This is a genomic window from Novosphingobium sp. (genome assembly GCF_030699305.1).
Lineage (GTDB): Bacteria > Pseudomonadota > Alphaproteobacteria > Sphingomonadales > Sphingomonadaceae > Novosphingobium.
The window spans coordinates 99,956-119,088 of record NZ_JAUYNB010000013.1 but is presented as its reverse complement, the minus strand read 5'-3'; the positions used below and the strand labels follow the sequence as shown (position 1 = coordinate 119,088).

Annotated in this window: 21 protein-coding genes; 17 read left to right on the top strand and 4 right to left on the bottom strand. The window is 64.8% G+C overall.

Translation table 11 applies throughout. The annotated features are described in order from the left end of the window. Positions 1–53: 53 nt before the first annotated feature. Together Q8Q53_RS06715 and Q8Q53_RS06710 are read left to right on the top strand one after the other, a co-directional pair. Positions 54–1,103: a bifunctional transcriptional activator/DNA repair enzyme AdaA gene (locus tag Q8Q53_RS06715; protein ID WP_305700989.1), complete on the top strand. Its 1,050-nt coding sequence runs from the start codon at positions 54–56 to the stop codon at positions 1,101–1,103. After that, positions 1,100–1,963 carry a CPBP family intramembrane glutamic endopeptidase gene (locus tag Q8Q53_RS06710; protein ID WP_305700988.1) on the top strand — a complete coding sequence of 288 codons (864 nt, stop codon included), beginning with the start codon at positions 1,100–1,102 and terminating at the stop codon, positions 1,961–1,963. The genes Q8Q53_RS06715 and Q8Q53_RS06710 overlap by 4 nt, the downstream gene beginning before the upstream one ends. 129 nt (positions 1,964–2,092) lie before the next feature. Here the strand turns inward: Q8Q53_RS06710 and Q8Q53_RS06705 are convergent, their stop codons facing one another. Beyond that, on the bottom strand, positions 2,093–4,258 hold the full coding sequence (locus Q8Q53_RS06705) for a primosomal protein N' (RefSeq protein ID WP_305700987.1): 2,166 nt from the start codon (positions 4,256–4,258) through the stop codon (positions 2,093–2,095). Between the two features lie 106 nt (positions 4,259–4,364). Between Q8Q53_RS06705 and Q8Q53_RS06700 the strand changes: the two genes are divergently transcribed. From Q8Q53_RS06700 to Q8Q53_RS06670, 7 genes are all read left to right on the top strand, one after another. After that, on the top strand, positions 4,365–5,048 hold the full coding sequence (locus Q8Q53_RS06700) for a DUF4197 domain-containing protein (RefSeq protein ID WP_305700986.1): 684 nt from the start codon (positions 4,365–4,367) through the stop codon (positions 5,046–5,048). Between the two features lie 68 nt (positions 5,049–5,116). Continuing rightward, on the top strand, positions 5,117–5,767 hold the full coding sequence (fsa, locus tag Q8Q53_RS06695; RefSeq protein WP_305700985.1) for a fructose-6-phosphate aldolase: 651 nt from the start codon (positions 5,117–5,119) through the stop codon (positions 5,765–5,767). A gap of 215 nt (positions 5,768–5,982) precedes the next feature. After that, positions 5,983–7,797, top strand: coding sequence for a cobaltochelatase subunit CobT (cobT, locus tag Q8Q53_RS06690; protein ID WP_305700984.1), 1,815 nt, complete (start codon positions 5,983–5,985; stop codon positions 7,795–7,797). 37 nt (positions 7,798–7,834) lie between these two features. Then, entirely contained in the window at positions 7,835–8,512 is a 678-nt protein-coding gene (locus Q8Q53_RS06685; protein ID WP_305700983.1) for a nitroreductase, read from the top strand. Between the two features lie 10 nt (positions 8,513–8,522). Beyond that, on the top strand, positions 8,523–9,194 hold the full coding sequence (locus Q8Q53_RS06680; protein WP_305700982.1) for a nitroreductase: 672 nt from the start codon (positions 8,523–8,525) through the stop codon (positions 9,192–9,194). A 45-nt stretch (positions 9,195–9,239) separates the two neighbouring features. Further along, entirely contained in the window at positions 9,240–10,766 is a 1,527-nt protein-coding gene (gene cysS, locus Q8Q53_RS06675; protein WP_305700981.1) for a cysteine--tRNA ligase, read from the top strand. Between the two features lie 120 nt (positions 10,767–10,886). Then, positions 10,887–11,825 (top strand): D-2-hydroxyacid dehydrogenase, encoded by a 939-nt coding sequence (locus Q8Q53_RS06670; RefSeq protein WP_305700980.1) that lies wholly within the window; start codon positions 10,887–10,889, stop codon positions 11,823–11,825. A gap of 125 nt (positions 11,826–11,950) precedes the next feature. Here Q8Q53_RS06670 and Q8Q53_RS06665 read toward each other — a convergent pair whose 3' ends face one another. After that, positions 11,951–12,310, bottom strand: coding sequence for a hypothetical protein (locus Q8Q53_RS06665; protein WP_305700979.1), 360 nt, complete (start codon positions 12,308–12,310; stop codon positions 11,951–11,953). Next, on the bottom strand, positions 12,300–12,488 hold the full coding sequence (locus Q8Q53_RS06660; RefSeq protein ID WP_305700978.1) for a hypothetical protein: 189 nt from the start codon (positions 12,486–12,488) through the stop codon (positions 12,300–12,302). Before Q8Q53_RS06660 ends, Q8Q53_RS06665 begins: the two co-directional genes overlap by 11 nt. Before the next feature lie 118 nt (positions 12,489–12,606). Between Q8Q53_RS06660 and Q8Q53_RS06655 the strand changes: the two genes are divergently transcribed. Together Q8Q53_RS06655 and Q8Q53_RS06650 are read left to right on the top strand one after the other, a co-directional pair. Next, the gene (locus Q8Q53_RS06655; protein ID WP_305700977.1) at positions 12,607–13,257 is read left to right on the top strand and encodes a S24 family peptidase; all 651 of its coding nucleotides are present in this window, start codon (positions 12,607–12,609) and stop codon (positions 13,255–13,257) included. A gap of 79 nt (positions 13,258–13,336) precedes the next feature. After that, positions 13,337–13,978 carry an MBL fold metallo-hydrolase gene (locus Q8Q53_RS06650; RefSeq protein ID WP_371136531.1) on the top strand — a complete coding sequence of 214 codons (642 nt, stop codon included), beginning with the start codon at positions 13,337–13,339 and terminating at the stop codon, positions 13,976–13,978. A 39-nt stretch (positions 13,979–14,017) separates the two neighbouring features. Here the strand turns inward: Q8Q53_RS06650 and Q8Q53_RS06645 are convergent, their stop codons facing one another. Beyond that, positions 14,018–14,410: an MAPEG family protein gene (locus Q8Q53_RS06645; protein ID WP_305700975.1), complete on the bottom strand. Its 393-nt coding sequence runs from the start codon at positions 14,408–14,410 to the stop codon at positions 14,018–14,020. Positions 14,411–14,567: 157 nt separating this feature from the next. On the opposite strand from Q8Q53_RS06645, the gene rpmF reads away from it, so the two are divergent. From rpmF to Q8Q53_RS06615, 6 genes are all read left to right on the top strand, one after another. Continuing rightward, complete coding sequence (rpmF, locus tag Q8Q53_RS06640) at positions 14,568–14,747, top strand: 50S ribosomal protein L32 (RefSeq protein WP_305700974.1); 180 nt, start codon at positions 14,568–14,570, stop codon at positions 14,745–14,747. A gap of 27 nt (positions 14,748–14,774) precedes the next feature. Next, a complete protein-coding gene (plsX, locus tag Q8Q53_RS06635) occupies positions 14,775–15,830 on the top strand; it encodes a phosphate acyltransferase PlsX (protein WP_305700973.1) in 1,056 nt (351 codons plus the stop codon). Further along, a complete protein-coding gene (locus Q8Q53_RS06630) occupies positions 15,827–16,795 on the top strand; it encodes a beta-ketoacyl-ACP synthase III (protein WP_305700972.1) in 969 nt (322 codons plus the stop codon). Before plsX ends, Q8Q53_RS06630 begins: the two co-directional genes overlap by 4 nt. Positions 16,796–16,905: 110 nt before the next feature. Then, positions 16,906–17,202, top strand: coding sequence for an integration host factor subunit alpha (locus Q8Q53_RS06625; protein WP_305700971.1), 297 nt, complete (start codon positions 16,906–16,908; stop codon positions 17,200–17,202). Between the two features lie 30 nt (positions 17,203–17,232). Beyond that, positions 17,233–17,634: a MerR family transcriptional regulator gene (locus tag Q8Q53_RS06620; RefSeq protein WP_305700970.1), complete on the top strand. Its 402-nt coding sequence runs from the start codon at positions 17,233–17,235 to the stop codon at positions 17,632–17,634. Between the two features lie 64 nt (positions 17,635–17,698). Next, positions 17,699–19,132: an NAD-dependent succinate-semialdehyde dehydrogenase gene (locus Q8Q53_RS06615; protein WP_305700969.1), complete on the top strand. Its 1,434-nt coding sequence runs from the start codon at positions 17,699–17,701 to the stop codon at positions 19,130–19,132. Position 19,133: the final 1 nt, after the last annotated feature.

Sequence of the window (19,133 nt, the reverse complement as noted above, 5' to 3'; positions counted from 1 at the left end):
GACGCGCAGCCAGGGTCGATGCGGCATGGCTTGCATCCGCAAGGAGGCCTGCCATGACTGAGCTGATGATCGAACCCGACGACTGCTGGCATGCCGTGCTGGCGCGCGACCGCGCGTTTGACGGGCGGTTTGTGACCGGGGTGCTGACGACGGGCATCTATTGCCGCCCATCCTGCGCGGCGCGGCATCCCCGGCGCGAGAACGTGGCGTTCTTTGCTGATGGCGCGGGCGCGCGGCGCGCGGGGCTGCGGCCGTGCAAACGCTGCTGTCCCGATGATGTGTCGCGCGATGAACGCGCCGTACTGGGGGCGATCGCGGCGATTCGCGCGGCGGAGCAGCCGTTGGCACTGGCGGCGCTGGCAGCCGAAACCGGGTATTCGCCGACCCATTTTCAGCGGGTGTTTACGCGCCATACCGGGCTGTCGCCCGCCGCCTATGCCCGTGCGCTGCTGGCCGAGCGGGCGGCGGCGGCGCTGACCGATGAAGGCAGTGTGACCGGCGCGATCTATGCGGCGGGCTATTCCGGACCGTCGCGGTTCTATGCCGCCAACGCGGGGAGGCTGGGCATGGTGCCATCGGCCTGGGCGAACGGCGGTCGCGATGTGACGATTCGCTGGGCCGTGGTGGAGACGGCGCTGGGCGCGATGCTGGTCGCCGCGACCACCAAGGGCGTGTGCCGCCTGTCATTCGGCGAGGGCCGGGCGGCGCTGGAGGCGCGCTTTCCCCACGCCGAACTGATCGAGGGCGGGGCGGAGTTTTCGGCGCTGCTCGATTTGGTGATCGCGGCGGTCGAGACTCCCGGCGATTTCGCGCACATCCCGCTCGATGTGAAAGGCACCGCCTTTCAGGAGGCGGTCTGGCGTGAACTGCGCCGCATCCCGGCGGGCGAGACGCGTTCCTATGCCCAGCTTGCCGCCGCCGCAGGCAATCCGAAAGCCATGCGCGCGGCAGGCAGTGCCAACGGCGCGAACAATGTCGCCGTGCTGATCCCCTGCCACCGCGTGATCCGCAGCGATGGCAGTCTGGGCGGCTATGCCTATGGGCTGGAGATCAAGCGCAAGCTGCTGGAACAGGAAGGCGCGATTGGGAAGGACCTGTTGTGACTGAAGCGCCCGGACTGCTGCGCCGCATCATCGCCTTTCCGCTGACGCTGCTGGGAATTGAATTCGCGCTGATCGTGCTGACCGGGATTGCCGCGTCGATGGCCGTGGCGCGGCTGACGGAGCGGGATACCCCGCTGCAAGTGCTGGGCGCGCTGATTTTCGCCGGGGTGGTGATCGCGGTCTACAAGGCGCTGCGATATTTTCTGGAACGCACGCCCGATGCCGAATTTGCCTTGCCCGGTGCGGGCCGCGAACTGGGGCTGGGCCTGCTGGCCGGGTTCGTGCTGTTCAGCGGCATGGCGGGCATCGTCGCGCTGCTGGGCGGCTTGCGGGTCGAGGGCGTGCGCGGGACCGGCCAGTTGTGGTCGATGCTGGCGATGGGCATCGTTTCCGGCACGATCGAGGAGGCGCTGTTCCGGGGAATACTGTTCCGCCATGTCGAAACCATGCTGGGATCGTGGGCGGCGCTGGCGATCACTTCGGCGCTGTTTGGGCTGGCGCATATCACCAACCCCAACGCCAGCCTGTTCGCGGCGTTCGCGATCGCGATGGAGGCCGGCATCCTGCTGGGCGCGGCCTATCTGCTGACCCGGCGGCTGTGGTTGGCGGTGGGCATTCATGCAGCGTGGAACTTCACGCAAGGCTGGGTGTTTTCAGTCCCCGTGTCGGGCGGCGATGTGCCGCTGGGACTGCTGATAACCCGCCGCACCGGGCCGGACTGGCTGACCGGCGGCGATTTCGGGCTGGAGGCCAGCGTGATCGCGATGGGAATCGCGACGCTGGCCGGGGTGCTGATGCTGGTGCGGGTGGTCCGGCGTGGCGGGCTTGTTGCGCCGATGTGGCGGCGCGGTTCCTGCTGAACGGCAAGGAAGAAGCGGACCACGGCAACCGCTTGCTGGAAGCCGCTGAACTTGATCCGGCTTAGCGTCCTGCCAACTCCCCATTCGCTCGACACGAACGGATGGGGGAGTGCGGGGAAAGCGGGCCCGCTAAACAAAGCTATACGGATCGATATCCACGCCCACCCGCACGCCTTGCGGGAACTTCAGGCCGCCCAGCCACTGCCGGATGATGTCCTGCAACTGCGCGCTGCGGCGTGCGTTGATCAGCAGGCGGTAGCGATAGCGGCCGCGCAGCAGCGATAGCGGCGCGGGCGCGGGGCCAAGGATCATCACGTCGGGCAGATTGGGGCGCGTGCCGCCGATGGCGCGGGCGGCGTCGCGGGCTTCGGCTTCATCCTCTGACGACACGATGATCGCGGCCCAGCGGCCGAACGGCGGCGCCCCGGCATCGCGGCGCGATTCGGCTTCGGCGGCATAGAACGCATCGCGGTCCCCGGCGGCGAGCGCGACGATCACGGCGGCTTGCGGGTGACGGGTCTGGATCAGGACTTCGCCCGGCTTTTCGCCGCGCCCGGCGCGTCCGGCGACTTGCGCGACCTGCTGATAGGTGCGTTCGGCGGCGCGCAGATCGCCGCCTTCAAGGCCCAGATCGGCATCGACCACGCCGACCAGCGTCAACTCCGGAAAGTGATAGCCCTTGGTCACCAGCTGCGTGCCGACAATCACGTCGATCAGCTTTTCCTCTGCCGCTGCGACGAATTCCCCGATCTTTTCGGGCGTGTTGAGTGTGTCCGAGGTAACGATGGCGACCCGCGCTTCGGGCATGATTTCGGCCACTTCATCGGCAATCCGCTCCACGCCGGGGCCACAAGCGACCAGGCAATCGGGGGCGTGGCATTCGGGGCAGGCATCCGGCACCGGCACTTCGTGGCCGCAGTGGTGGCAGGCCAGCCGCCGCGACAGCCGGTGTTCCACCAGCCAGGCGGTGCAGTTGGGGCATTGAAAGCGATAGCCGCAGTGGCGGCAGAGCGTCAGCGGGGCATAGCCGCGCCGGTTGAGAAACAGCAGCGATTGCTCGCCCCGTTCCAGCCGCAGCTTCAGTTCCTTGACCAGCCGGGGCGACAGCCAGCGGCCGCGCTCCGGCGCTTCGGTCCGCAAATCGACGATCTGGATGTCGGGCAGCTGCGCCCCGCCGAACCGGTTGGGCAGGTCGATCTTCTTGTAGACCCCGCTTTCGGCCAGTTGCAGCGATTCGAGCGCCGGGGTCGCGCTCGCCAGAATCACCGGGATGCCTTCGAACCGGGCGCGGATCACGGCGACGTCGCGGGCGTTGTAGCGCACGCCGTCATCCTGCTTGAACGACACCTCGTGCGCTTCGTCGACCACCACCAGCCCCAGTCGGGCATAAGGCAGGAACAGCGCCGAGCGCGCGCCGACCACGACTTGCGCTTGCCCCGCCACGATCGCCCGCCATGCCCGCCGCCGCTCACTTTGTTTCAGGCCCGAATGCCACAGCACCGGCGCCGCGCCGAACCGGGCCTCGAACCGCCGCAGGAAGTTTTCGGTCAGCGCGATTTCGGGCAGCAGCACCAGCACCTGTTTGCCGGTATTCAGTGCCTCGGCTACGGCTTCGAAATAGCATTCGGTCTTGCCCGATCCGGTCACCCCGTCGAGCAGGAAGGGCTGAAAGCCGCCATCCCGCACCGCCGCGACGAAGATGTCCGCCGCCGCTGCCTGCTCCGCGCTCAGGTCCGGCGCGGCGTGTTTGGGATTGGCGCGGGGGTAGGGGCGGTCCAGATCGACCGTGACCGCTTCCAGCAGCCCCGCGCTGACCATCCCACGCAGCACGCCGTCCGATACGCTGGCGAGTTCCGCCAGTTCCCGGATCGAGGCCTGCTCGCCCTGCAAGGCATCCATTGCGGCGGCGCGCTGCGGGGTCAGGCGGGCGGGCTTCACCCCGGTCAGGCGGTATTCGGTGGCCGTGCCGCCGCCGCGCAGTGCCGCCATCGGCCCCAGCATCATCCGCGCAACCGAATTCAGCGGCGCGCAATAGTAATCCGCCGTCCATTCGATCAGCCGCCGCAAGGGCGCGGGCACGGGCGGGACGGGCAGCACTTCGAGGATGGGGCGCAACCGGCTGTCAGCCACGGCTTCGCCCTCCAGCCGATCCGGTTCCCACACAATCCCCAGCACCTGACGCGGTCCGAGCGGGGCGACGACCAACGCGCCGAATTGCGTCGTCATTCCTTCCGGAACGCGGTAGTCCAGCACGTTGAGGACGGGGTTGAAGACAAGGATTCGGACGCGGTTCATCTGCGCCGCCTATATGGGGACTGACGCCGGGGCGCGCCAGTCTCGTTCACTGTAAACAGTCTCGTTCACAGTAAAACAGTCTCGTTTCACTTAAAGGAGCCAGCCGATGCACAGCGCTGTTGAAAGTCTGATTCCCCGCCGCCTGTTTCTGACGGGCAGTGCCGCCACCGGCCTGCTGGTGCTGTCCGGCTGTCAAACCGGGCCGCGTTACAGCCTGGTCGAAGTGGTGCGGCGCATGCTGCTGCTGGCGGCTGACAACGCGCTGGACAAGCTGACCGCGCCGGGCGGCTTCTGGGACAGCCAGGTCGCGCGGATTGCCTTGCCCGATCTGTTCGGCAGCCGGGGCGGGGTGCTGCAAGGCGTGCTGACGTCGGTGTTGTTCCGCGACCGGCTGCACCGTGAACTCAACCATCTGGCCGAGCGCGGGGCCGAACGCGCCGCGCCGGTGGTGGCGGAAGTGATTCGCACGATTTCCATTCAGGATGCGGTTGCCCTGATCCGAGGCGGGCCGACCGCTTCGACCAGTTATCTGCGCAGCCAGATGGGACCGGGCCTGATCAACGCGATGATTCCGGGGCTGGCCGATGCGATCCGGGTCAGCTCGGACCCGATTGTCGGGCAGGCCATTGCGACCTTGACCGGTGTGGACGTGGGCGGCGTGGCGCAGGCGCTGGCGATCGGCGCGGACAATTCGATCTGGTATCAGATCGGCCTTGAAGAAGCCGCGATCCGCGCCAATCCGGAATCGACGAACGATCCGATGCTGATCGCGGCGCTGAAGGTGCTTTAATAAGGGATAGGCTGGCGCGCAGGCCTTGCCTATAGCGGCTCCTGACTCGCCATCAGGAGCCTGCGCCCGTGAAGTTTTTTGCCGACACCGCCGAAATCGCCGAAATCAAGGAACTGGCTGCCACCGGCCTGCTGGACGGCGTCACCACCAACCCGTCGCTGATCATGAAGTCGGGCCGCGATTTCATCGAGGTGACCAAGGAAATCTGCGGGATCACCGATGGACCGGTCAGCGCCGAAGTCGTCGCGCTCGACCACGAAGGGATGATGCGCGAGGCGGAAATCCTGCGCAAGATCGCCGATAACGTCTGCATCAAGGTGCCGCTGACGATTGACGGCCTGAAAACCTGCAAGGCGCTGACCAGCGACGGTACGATGGTCAATGTCACGCTGTGCTTCTCGGCCAATCAGGCGCTGCTCGCGGCCAAGGCCGGGGCGACGTTCGTTTCGCCGTTCGTCGGCCGTCACGATGACAACGGCTTCGATGGGATGGCGCTGATCAGCGATATCCGCCTGATCTTCGACAACTATAACTACGGCACCGAAATCCTTGTCGCCAGCGTGCGCCACGGCATCCACGTGCTGGAAGCGGCCAAGATCGGCGCCGACGTGATGACCGCGCCGCCTTCCGTCATCAAGGGCCTGTTCAAGCACATCCTGACCGACAAGGGCATCGAAGGCTTCATGGCCGACTGGGCCAAGACCGGGCAATCTTTGTAACGGGGTGACTTTGCCGCGTCGTCATGCTGAACTTGGTTTAGCATCCAACTGGCCGTTAACGCAGTGATTTGCGGCTCATGCGCAAAGTCAGGGCAACAGGTCTGGCCTGAGGTCGCGGCGGAGAAATGGATCCTGAAACAAGTTCAGGATGACGGTTCAGGTTACGATACAGGTTACGGTGCAGGGTTAGGCCAAAGCTAGGTTCCACGAAGTTCATGTCAGACGAATCCCCCCTCGATCGCTTCAAATCCGTGCTGGCAGGCACGGCCCGCGCGGTATCGCACGATGCCGAGATCGAAGTAGCGTGGACGGCTGACACGCCGGTGCAGAACGGCAAGAACTTCCGCATCCCGATGCCCGGCCGCATGGTGCCACGCGAACAGGCGATGGAAGCGCGCGGCTTTGCCGACAGTTTCGCGCTGAAGGTGAAGCACCACAACGAAAAGCTGCACGCCAGGAACGCGCCGGCCGAACCGACTGCGCGGGCCTGTTACGACGCGGTGGAATCGGTCCGCTATGAAGCGATCGGGGCCAATGCCTATCAGGGGATGCGCGACAATCTGGATGCCGCGCTGATGGTGCGGGTCGGCGGCGATCCGATCACCCGCGCGGCGCGGGCCGATGAAGTGCCGATGTCTGCCGCGTTGTCCTTGTTGCTGCGCGAAAAGCTGACCGGCCAGCCAGTGCCGGAAATGGCACGCGCCGGGGTCGATCTCCTGCGCGGCTGGATTGATGAGCGCGCGGGCGGCGATTTCGATGCTCTGGCCGCTTCCATCGACGATCAGAAGGCCTTCCAGAACCTGACGTTGAGCATGCTCCAGCATCTGGAGCTGACCAAGGCCGAGCCAATGGAGCCGGGCACCGAGGAAGGCGAGGAACAGGACGGCGAAGACCAGTCCGACGACCAGCCGGAAGAAGGCGAAGCGGGCGAGGAACAGTCCCCCAGCGAAGTCGCCGCCGAACCCACCGAGGGTGAGGACGACGGCGAGGGCGAAGCCGAAACCCAGATGGAGGACGATTCGGCCGAGGGCGAAGCCGGGGACGAGGGCGAGGAAGGCATGATGCCGGTCCGCCCGAACCGGCCGTGGACCGACATTCCTGCCCACTTCGATTACAAGGCCTTCACCGAAAGCTTCGACGAAGTCGTCGCCGCCAATGACTTGTGCGACGAGGATGAACTGAACCGCCTGCGGGCCTATCTGGATGCGCAGCTGAAGGGGCTTCAGGGCGTCGTCACCAAGCTGGCGAACCGGCTCCAGCGCCGGTTGATGGCGCAGCAGAACCGCAGCTGGGATTTCGATCAGGAAGAAGGCCTGCTCGACGCCGCGCGGCTGGCGCGTGTGGTGATCTCGCCCGGACAGTCGTTGTCCTACAAGGTGGAACGCGACGTTGAATTCAAGGACACGGTCGTGACCTTGCTGCTCGACAATTCCGGCTCGATGCGCGGACGGCCGATTTCCATCGCCGCGATCAGCGCCGATGTGATGGCGCGCACGCTGGAGCGCTGCGGCGTGAAGACCGAGATTCTGGGCTTTACCACCCGCGCCTGGAAGGGCGGGCAAAGCCGTGAAGCCTGGCTCGCCAGCGGCAAACCCGCGCATCCGGGCCGCCTGAACGATCTGCGCCACATCGTCTATAAAAAGGCTGATGAACCCTATCGCCGGGCGCGCAAGAATCTGGGCCTGATGATGCGCGAAGGCTTGCTGAAGGAAAACATCGACGGCGAGGCGCTGCTGTGGGCGCATACCCGCCTGCTCGCCCGCCCCGAAGACCGCCGGATACTGATGGTCATCTCGGACGGCGCGCCGGTCGACGATTCGACCCTCAGCGTCAACAGCGCGGGCTATCTGGAACTGCACTTGCGCCGGGTGATTGACTGGATCGAAAAGCAGTCGCCCGTGCAGCTGGTCGCCATCGGCATTGGCCACGATGTGACCCGCTATTACCGCCGCGCCGTGACAATCATGGATGTGGAGCAGCTGGCGGGCACGATGATTGAGCAATTGGCAGGCCTGTTTGAGGACGAATAGGCTTGACCGCCGCGTTTAACCGAACAATTAAACGCGGATGAACAACAGCACCACCGTCACCGACGCCGTCATGTCCCGCCGCTCGATCCGGGCATTCAGCGACAAGCCCGTTCCCTTCGAAATCCTGCAGCAGGTCATGGAAACCGCGCGTTGGACCCCGTCCGGTTGCAACTTCCAGCCGTGGGAAGGCGCGATCCTGACCGGCGAGCCGCTGCGCCAGTTGCAGGAAAAGATGAAGGGCACCCCGCCGCAGGATCCCAAGGAATATTCGTGGAGCGACCCCGAAGTCCTGCCCGAATGCGTTGCGCGCCTGCACCAGTTGGGAGCGGACATGTATTCCGCGCTGAACGTCGAACGCGCCGACAAGGAAGGCCGCGCCGATTTCATGGCCCGCAACCTTGTCTCGTTCGATGCCCCGGCCGTGCTGATGGTCTATTTCCCGCGCGTGATGGGCACGCCGCAGTGGTCGGACGTGGGCATGTGGTTGCAGACCATCATGCTGCTGCTGCGCGAACAGGGCCTCGATTCCTGCCCGCAGGAATTCCTTTCGATCTATTCCAAGGTTATCAAGGATTTCCTGGGCGTTTCTGATGAAACCCACATCTTCTTCTGCGGGATCGCCATCGGCTATCAGGATGAGGAAGACCCGGTGAACGGGTTCGACCGCAAGCGCGAACCGCTGGCTGGCAAGGTCCAGTTCCTCGGGTTCGAATAGGATCGCGGGCATGAACGTTTCGGAAGCCGTCACCAGCCGCCGCTCCGTGCGCGCGTTTCTGGATCAGCCGGTTGACCGGGACGTCCTGCGCCGCGTGCTGGAAACCGCGCAGCGCGCCCCCTCTGGCGGCAATACCCAGCCGTGGAACGCGATTGTGCTGACCGGCGATCCGCTGGCCAGGCTGCTGGCCACCGTGGCGGCCGTCATCCCGCAGGGGCTGGCGGCCCACTCGCCGGAATACAAGATCTATCCGCCCGAACTGGAAGGTGCCTATCAGCAGCGCCGGTTCGGCGTGGCCGAGGCGATGTATGCCGCGCTCGATATTCCGCGGGAGGACAAGCCGAGCCGGCTCAAATGGTTCGCCCGCAATTTCCAGGCGTTCGGTGCGCCGGTGCTGCTGCTGGTCCACACCCCCCGCTACATGGGGCCGCCGCAGTGGTCGGATATGGGGATGTGGCTGCAAACCGTGATGCTGCTGCTGCGCGAAGAAGGGCTGGACTCCTGCGCGCAGGAAGCCTGGGCGGTCTATTCCAAACAGATCCGCGAATGCGTGGATATTTCGGATGACCACGTTTTCTTCTGCGGGCTGGCCATCGGGCATGGGAATCGCAGCCTGCCGGTCAACCAGTTCCCCGTGCCGCGCGCGGCGCTGGATGACGTTGTGCGCTGGGAAGGGTTCTAAGCGGACGCTTGTCGAAGGCGCGGGGCCGACTTATGGCCTCGCCCTATGACTGACGCTGCGCCTTTGAAACTGTTCAACAGCCTGACCCGACAGCTGGAGCCATTCCAGCCCGTCCACCCCGGCGAAGCGCGGGTCTATACCTGTGGGCCGACGGTTTATAACTACCCGCACATCGGCAACATGCGCGCCTATGTCTTTGCCGACATTCTGGGCCGGACGCTGTCGTTCAAGGGCTACAGGCTGACCCACGTGATCAACATCACCGATGTCGGCCACCTGACCGACGATGCCGACGCGGGCGAGGACAAGATGGAAAAGATGGCGGCGCAAAACGCGCAGTCGATCTGGGACATCGCGCGGCACTATACCGAAGCCTACTGGGCTGACATCAAGGCGCTGAACATCCGCCAGCCCGCGCACTGGTCCATCGCCACCGACTACGTCCCGCAGATGATCGAATTCGCAAAGAGCATCGCGGACAAGCACTGCTACGAGCTGGAGAGCGGCCTCTATTTCGATACCGGATCGGTGCAGGATTACGGACGGCTCGCCCGCGCCCAGACTGAAGAGGGCGAAGGCCGGATCGAGGCGGTGGACGGCAAGCGCCACGCTGCCGACTTCGCGATCTGGCGCAAGACCCCGCCGGGCGAGAAGCGCCAGATGGAATGGGACAGCCCGTGGGGCCGGGGCGCGCCGGGCTGGCATCTGGAATGCTCGGTCATGTCGGGGCAGCTGCTGGGCTTTCCGTTCGATATCCACACCGGCGGGATCGATCACCGCGAAATCCACCACCCCAACGAAATCGCGCAGAATCAGGCGTTCTGCTGCGCGGGCGGCTTGTCCGATCCGGCGAACAGCGGCGCGCGGGTGTGGATGCACAACAACTTCCTGGTCGAACGCAGCGGCAAGATGTCTAAGTCGAGCGGCGAGTTCCTGCGGCTGCAACTGCTGATCGACAAGGGCTATCACCCGCTGGCGTACCGGATGCTGTGCCTGCAGGCGCATTACCGCAGTGAGCTGGAGTTTTCGTGGGACGGGCTGGCGGCGGCGCTGGTGCGGCTGAAGCGGTTGTTGATGGCGGTCCAGCAGCTCAAAGCCCGTCATGCTGAACTTGGTTCAACATCCAGCGCGCCGACGGATGCGGCGGTGCAGGGCGAGGACTGGACCCTGAAACAAGTTCAGGGTGACGAATATGTGCGGTTTGCGGGGCTGATCGAACGGTTTGACGCGGCGATTGCCGATGATCTGAATACGTCCGTGGCCCTGACCGTGCTGGACGAGGTCGTGGCCCTGAAAAAGGTCGATCCTGCGGCAAAGCTTGGCGTCATCGCGGCGATGGACGCTGTGCTGGGGCTGAACCTGCTGACGCTGGACCGTGCAGCTTTGCGCATCCGGCCCAAGGGTGCCGTGATCGACGAAGCCGCAATCGAAGCGACGCTGACCGCCCGCAAGGACGCCCGCGCGGCCAAGGACTTTGCCCGTTCGGATGCGCTGCGCGATGAACTGGCGGCGCAAGGCGTTGACGCGATGGACGGCGATCCGCTTGGCTGGGAATGGAAGCTGGGTAGCTGAACGAAGCGGCACCCACGCCCGTTCGTGTCGAGCGAAGTCGAGACACTGCGCGCCGCGTGTCTCGACTTCGCTCGACACGAACGGGCATAGCGGTTTTGAGCGTTTTTGGGAGAGAAGCCGATGACCGTAGCCGTGCTCAACGCCATGCTCATACCCTTGCTGGGTGAGCGCCTGCCCGATTGGCTGGACGTGCGCTGGTACTCCAGCAAGGCCGAGGCGCTGGAGCTGGCGCCGTTGGCGGAAATCGGCTGGTTCGACATGCACGCCAAGGAAGACATGGTCGCTGCGGTCACGGCGGCGACGCGGCTGAAATGGCTCAATTCGATCATCGCCGGGCTGGATTTCCTGCCCGCCGACCTGCTGATCGAGCGCGGGGTGACGGTGACCAACGGGGCCGGGATCAATGCCCTGACGATTGCCGAGTACGTGGTGATGGGGATGCTCTCGCGCGCCAAGGGTTACCGCGAAGTCGTGCGCGCGCAGGACCGGCGCGAGTGGCTGCGCGAAGCCCCCGGCAAGCGCGAGCTGGCGGGAACCAAGGCGCTGATCCTGGGCTATGGCGCAATCGGGCAACTGGTCGATGCGCGGCTGACCGCGTTCGGGGTGGCGGTGACCAAAGTGCGCCGCAATGCCGGACCGGACACGCTGGGACCGGATGACTGGCGCGCCCGGCTGCACGAGTTTGACTGGGTGATCCTTGCGGTGCCGGCCACGGCGGAAACCGATGGCATGATCGGCGCGGCGGAACTGGCGGTGATGAAGCCGGGGGCGGAACTGGTCAACGTGGCGCGCGGAGCGGTGGTCGATCAGGATGCGCTGGTCGATGCGCTGCGCGCCGGGCATCTGGGCGGGGCGTTCCTGGATGTGACCACGCCCGAACCGCTGCCCGCCGATCACCCGCTGTGGGGCTTCGACAATGTCGAGATCACGATGCACCTGTCGGGCCGCTCGCAAGACCGGATGATGGCGCGCGGGGCAGAGCGGTTCCTGCACAATCTGACCCACTGGCACGCAGGCCTGCCGCTGGAATACTGCTTTGACCCGGCGCTGGGGTATTGAACGGGGCAATTGCTCGCGGTGGAAGTGATAGACCGCGGTCAGCACCCGGTCGCTGTCCCTGTTGTAGACCGGCCCGGCCCATGCCGCGCTGCTCGCGCGCTCAGCACAGGCCAGCCCGGCCCGGTTCAGCAATCCTCCAACAGCAGCAGTTCCACTTCCAGTTGCAGGTGCGGCTGGGGCAGGGCGGTGTGGTCTACCGCGATCACATTGGCATCGGCCACCAGTTGACCGGGGATCACGAATTCGTGGTCGGGCAGCGCGGCAATCAGGGCTTCCCCGGCAGCCACCGCGTCCAGCCCGGTGAAGGACAGCACCACCGTGTGACGGGTGCCGGAAAAGGTGGCACTGGCCCAGCTGCGTTCGGCGTGGCGGACCAGTTCGGCTTTGCCGTGCCCCAGTTCGAGCAGCGTGGACAATAGCAACAGCCACGGGCTGCGGCGGGCGGCGGATTGCATCGAACGGGCGGCGGCAGGATCAATTTGCACAGGCTTCCTCGCTATAAATGTTCATGAAATGTTCCACGCGTGAGGTGGTCGCGGCGCGCGGTACGCGGCCATTGCGCAAGTCCTGGACAAAGCGCGGATCATGCGCGGCGAGGCGCCCGAACTTGGTCCAGGGCATCCCGGTTTCGCGCAGGAATCGTTCGATCCGGCGTATCAGCATATGGGCACCTCCTGTGTCGTCTGAATGGAGCGATGTGCGAATCGCCGTAGGAATTGCCCCATTAATTCAGGGAGAAATCCTACTTGTCTAGGAAAAATACATCAGCTATCATCAATTGATGGTTACTTCTGATCCCAGGGTGCGCTTGCTGGAACTGGCCAGCGAACGCGGCACCAGCTTGTCGGGTTTGTCCGAATTGATCGGGCGCAACTCGACGTATTTGCAGCAGTTTATTCGCAAGGGCAGCCCGCGCAAGCTGGAGGAGACGGATCGGCGAACGCTGGCCCGGTTCTTTGGCGTGGGCGAATCGGAACTGGGTGCGCCAGAGGAAAAATCCTTGGGTTCGGCCGGAAAGCCGCTGCGCAGCGAATGGTGCGATGTGCCGCGCCTGCCGCTGGGCGCTTCGGCCGGACCGGGGGCGCTGGCGCTGGAGGAGCAGCCGATTGGCGCGTTCCGCTTCTCGTCGCGGTGGCTGCGTGAACAAGGCCTGCCACCCGGAATGCTCTCGGCGATTCGGGTCGAAGGCGATTCGATGGAGGCGACCTTGCGTGACGGGGACGAGATTTTGGTCGATCGCACGCCCCGGCCGCTGCGCGACGGCATTCATGTGGTCCGCACCGGCGATGCGCTGCTGGTCAAGCGACTGGACGTGGGGCGACCCGGCCTGATCGCGCTGGTCAGCGACAATCCCGCTTATGGCCGGATCGAGCTGTCGCCCGATGAAGTGGAAGTGATCGGGCGGGTCGTCTGGAAAAGCGGGCGGCTGTGAAATGCTGCGCGGGATTGATTTGTCAGCCTCCGCGCGCCATTTCCCGGACATGACCGAACCGAACCAGATCGAACCGCCGATGCGTGTGGGCATCATCCCCGTGACCCCGCTGGAGCAGAACTGCTCGCTGATCTGGTGCACGAAAACGATGCAGGGCGCGCTGATCGATGTCGGCGGCGATCTCGACAAGGTGCGCGCTGCGGTCGCCAAGGTCGGTGTGACGATCGAGAAGCTGCTCGTGACGCACGGTCATATGGACCATTGCGGCGCGACGGCAGCCTATGCCCGCGAGCTGGGCGTGAAGATCGAAGGCCCGCACGAGGATGACCGCTTCTGGCTCGACCGGCTGGAAGAATCGGGGCGGCAATACCAGATGCCGGCGGAAAACTTCGTGCCGGATCGCTGGCTGAAGGATGGCGATACGGTGACGGTTGGCGAGCTGGTGCTGGATGTTATCCACTGTCCCGGACACACGCCGGGTCATGTCGTGTTCCATCACCCGCTGTCGCACTTTGCGGTGGTGGGCGATGTGATCTTCGCAGGATCGATCGGACGGACCGACTTTCCGATGGGCAATCACCAGCAGCTGATCGATTCGATCACGCACAAGCTGTGGCCGCTGGGCAACGACGTCACGTTCCTGCCCGGTCACGGCCCGACCAGCACGTTCGGGCGGGAACGGCAGACCAATTCGTTCGTCAGCGACTACATGCTGGCCTGATCCCCTCCCGCGCCGTGCGGGAAGGGATCAGGGTTTACATTACATATAGCCGAGCACGATCAGCACGGCGGCAATCGCAAGGCCCAGCTGGGTCAGCATCGTGATCGCAGTGCCGATGGAGCGACCCACGGCAAAGCTGCCGCCATCCATGCCCAGCCCATGGGCAACGCGGCCCAGCATGAACACCGCGCCGACCGGGGCCAGCCATGCGCCGCCCCTGGCCGCCAGCTCGATCCCGGCGATCAGCAGCAGCACCCACGGGGTATTCTCGACAAAGTTGAGCTGCGCGCGCATCCGCCGTTCCAGCATGTCGTTGCCGCCGGTGCCGATTGAAATCTTGGCCTTGGACCGGACCTGGCCGCAGCGCAGCGCCAGCCAGAAATTGATGATCGCGGCCGCAGCGGCGAGTGATAAGGTAGTGGTCAGCAACATTGGTGGTCTCCCCCGGTTCAGTACTGTTCACCCCTGGTGCCGGTCGGTGCTTGCAACGCGCGCCAAATTCGTTATAGGCGCGCCTTCGCTTCCGCAGGCCCTTCGGGGTCAGTGCGGACTTCATAGACGCCAGGAATTTTCAGGAACAGGTGCCGACATGGCTGTCCCCAAAAGAAAAACAAGCCCTTCACGCCGGGGCATGCGCCGCAGCCACGATTCGCTGACGCCGGCCGCATTCCATGAATGCCCGAACTGTGGCGAACTGAAGCGTCCGCACAACCTGTGTCAGGCTTGCGGTCACTACAACGGTCGTGAGATCGTTGCGGTCGGGCTCTAAGCCCAAACCGACGGGAGATCGAAGCGCATGAGCCTGCCGCGTATCGCGATTGATGCGATGGGCGGCGATGAAGGCGTGCGCGTGATGATCGAGGGGGCGGCGCTTGCCCGCCGCCGCCATGACCGTTTCAAGTTCCTGCTGGTTGGCGATGAGGAGCGGATCAAATCCGCCCTTGAAGCGCACCCGAACTTGCGTTCTGCGTCCGAGATTCTTCATTCCGACGATGTCGTGAGTGGCGAGGAACGGCCAACGCAGGCGCTGCGCCGTGCCAAGACCACATCGATGGGCATGGCCATCAACGCCGTCAAGCAGGGCGATGCCGGAGCCGCCGTAAGTGGCGGTAACACCGGCGCACTGATGGCGATGGCCAAGCTGGCGCTCCGGACCATGCCGGGGATCGATCGGCCGGCCCTGTCGGCACTGCTGCCCACGCTGGGCGATACCGATCTTGTCATGCTCGATCTGGGCGCCAACACCGAATGCGACACCCGCAACCTGGTGCAGTTCGCCGTGATGGGCGCGGCTTATTCGCGGATTGTCACCGGCCGCGATCGCCCGCGCGTGCGGCTGTTGAATATCGGCACCGAGGAAACCAAGGGCACCGAGGGAATTCAGGCCGCTGCCGCCATGCTGCGTCAGGCCGCCGATGACCTTTCGATTGCCTTCGACGGCTTTACCGAAGCTGACAAGCTGGGCCGGGGCGATGTCGATGTGGTGGTGACCGATGGCTTTTCCGGCAACATCGCGCTCAAGGCGGTCGAGGGCACGGCACGGTTCGTGGCCGACCTGCTGCGCCGCAGCTTTGCCAGTTCGCTGCGATCAAAGTTCGGGTTCCTGATCTCGCGTCCTGCGACCGAACTGCTCAAGCATCATCTTGATCCCAACAACCACAACGGCGCGGTATTCCTGGGCCTCAATGGCGTGGTGGTGAAAAGCCACGGTTCGGCCAACGCGGTTGGCGTGGCGAATGCGGTGGCGGTTACCGCGCGGCTGCTGGAAGAAAACCTGACCGAACGCATCATGGCGGACCTTGCCCGGCTTGGTGCGGAAAATCTCCGCAAGAGCGCGAAGGCTGCTGAATGATTCGCCGTTCCGTCTTGATTGGCACAGGGTCTGCCCTGCCGTCACGTGCCGTGTCCAACGCGGAAATGGCGCGACTGGTCGACACCAGCGACGATTGGATTGTCGAGCGCACCGGTATCCGCAACCGCCATATTGCGGGCGAGGGAGAGACGACCGCCACGCTGGCCACGGCAGCTGCCCGGGCGGCGCTGGCAGCCGCAGGCGTGCCGGGCGAATCGATTGACCTGATCATCCTGGCGACTTGCACGCCCGACCAGACGTTTCCGGCCAGTGCCACGATTGTGCAGGATGCGATTGGCGCCAATGGCTGCATCGCGTTCGATGTCGCGGCGGTGTGTTCCGGGTTCCTCTACGCTGTTGGTGTGGCGGATTCGATGCTGCGCACCGGCATGGCCAGCCGCGCGCTGGTGATCGGCGCGGAAACGATGAGCCGCATTCTTGACTGGGAAGATCGCACGACCTGCGTGCTGTTTGGCGACGGTGCGGGTGCGGTTGTGCTGGAAGCGCGCGATGTCGCTGAAGATGGTCCAGGTCTGTTGGCGACCAAGCTGCACGCCGATGGCGCGCACAATCAGCTGCTCTATGTCGATGGCGGCCCCTCGACCACCGGGACCGCCGGCAAGATTCGCATGAAGGGCCGTGAAGTATTTCGCCATGCCGTGGTGAATCTGGCTGATGTGCTGACCGAAGCGCTGGCCGAAGTGGGGCTGACGTCCGCGGATGTGGACTGGGTCGTGCCGCATCAGGCCAACCAGCGGATTCTTGATGCTACCGCCCGGAAGCTGGGCCTGGCACCCGAAAAGGTGGTGGTCACGGTAGACCAGCACGCCAACACGTCAGCCGCATCGGTACCGCTGGCGCTGGATACGGCGGTGCGCGACGGACGGATCAAGCCCGGTGATCTGGTCATTCTGGAAGCAATGGGCGGCGGCTTTACCTGGGGCGCGAGCTTGCTGCGGGTTTGAATAACCGCTCCTAACTGCCGGTTATTGTGGCAGTTCCGTTGCATTCTGGTGTCAGATGACTATCGTCCCGACTCAGTGGTCGCACCACTGAAGATGGGAGAGTGCGCAAAATGCGCTCGATGAACACACTGACCCGCGCCGATCTGGCTGAAGCGATCAATCGCAAAGTCGGGCTGTCCCGGTCGGATTCGCTTGGAATGGTCGAATCGATCCTCAACCACATGTCTGATGCGCTGGAAGGCGGAGAGAACGTGAAGATTTCCGGATTCGGCACCTTTCTGCTGCGCGACAAGGGTGAGCGGATTGGCCGCAATCCCAAGACCGGCGTCGAAGTGCCGATCACGCCGCGCCGCGTCCTGACGTTCCGCGCCAGCCAGATGCTGAAAGAGCGCATTGCCAAGGCGTAACGCGCCAAACTGAGCGAGGTTGACGATCTGATGAGCCAGTCCGCACCAGCCACTGCCTTCGCCGATGGCAAGGATGCGGGGGCACTGCGCACGATCGGGGAAGTGGCCCATGCCCTGGGCATTCGCCAGCACGTGCTGCGATATTGGGAAGAGCAGTTCCCGATGCTCCAGCCGCTCAAGCGCAGCGGTGGGCGGCGGTATTACCGGCCTGAGGATGTCCAGCTGGTCGAAACGATCGACCGGCTGGTGCATCATCAGGGGTATACCCTGAAGGGTGCGCTCAAGGCCTTGCGCGAAGGGGATGACTCCGCTTCTGTGCCCATGGCGGTTGTCAGTGTGCCGCCCGCCGCACCAACACCGCCGTCCTTTGCATTCCGGGCACGGTTAATCGCTCTGCGGACAACTCTGGTCAATGCGCTGCATGAGGGTTGAGCAACGCTCGCCAAGGGCCGCGTAACATTCTATCCCGCTCCGCAGCAGGAGTGAGGATTTTCCCATGACCCAGACTTACGATGCCGATCTGTCGCTGTTCATCGGCGGCAGCTGGAAAGTTGGCGAAGGCCGTGACTTGTTCCCGGTGGTCGATCCGGCGCGCGGCGAGACGATCGCCGAGGTTCCGCTGGCCACGGCCGCCGATCTGGATGAGGCGCTGGTCGTGGCTGACAAGGCCTTTGCGACCTGGCGCGGCACCGCACCCGAAGTCCGCGCGGCAGTGATGAAAAAGGCGGCGGCGCTGCTGCGCGAACGCGCTGATGCAATTGCCCGCATCCTCACGCTGGAACAGGGCAAGCCGCTGGCCGAAGCGCGCGCCGAAGTGATCAGCAGCGCCAGCTTCTTCGACTGGTGCGCCGAAGAAGCCACCCGGATCTATGGCCGCGTGCTGGTTCGCCCCACCGGGCAGCGTTCGCTGGTGTTCAAGCAGCCGGTTGGCCCGGTCGCGGCGTTCAGCCCGTGGAACTTCCCGGTGTACCTGATGGCGAAGAAGCTGGCTTCGGCGCTGGCGGTCGGTTGTTCTGTGATCGCCAAGCCGCCTGAGGAAACGCCGGGCTGCACCGGCATGCTGGTGCGCGCACTGGTCGATGCCGGACTGCCCGACGGCGTGGTGCAGCTGGTCCACGGCGTGCCCGATGCGGTCAGCCGCCACTTGCTGGCATCGCCGGTCATCCGCAAGATCAGCTTCACCGGCTCGGTTCCGGTCGGGCGGCATTTGCTGCGCCTGGCGGCGGACGGGCTGAAGCGCACCACGATGGAACTGGGCGGTCATGCCCCGGTGCTGGTGTTCGAAGATTGCGATCTCGACAAGACGCTCGACATGGTGGTGCCGCAGAAGTTCCGCAATGCCGGGCAGGTCTGCGTCAGCCCGACGCGGTTCTATGTGCAGGAAGGCATCTACGAACGGTTCCTGGCCGGGTTTGCCGCGCGCACCGCGCACGTGAAGACCGGGCATGGGCTTGATGCCGACACCAAAATGGGGCCGCTGGCCAATGTCCGCCGCCCGCAGGCAATTGCCGCGCTGGTCGAGGATGCACAGGCCAAGGGTGCGCGGGTACTGGCGGGTGGCAAGCGCGGGAATGAAGGGTTCTTCTTCCAGCCGACGCTGCTGGCCGATGTTTCGGATGACGCCGATATCATGGGCAGTGAACCGTTCGGACCGGTTGCTGTGGCCGCGCCGTTCAGCACGCTGGAAGATGCCATCCAGAAAGCCAATCGCCTGCCGTTTGGCCTCGCGGCGTTCGCCTTCACCGAAAACATGCGGCAGGCCAATCTGCTGGGCGATGCCATCGAAAGCGGGATGGTGGGGATCAACACGTTCGCGATCAGCACGGCCGATGCGCCGTTTGGCGGCGTGAAGGATTCCGGGTTTGGCAGCGAAGGCGGGATCGAGGGGCTGGACAGCTATCTGGTGACCAAGGCCATTCACACGGCCTGAC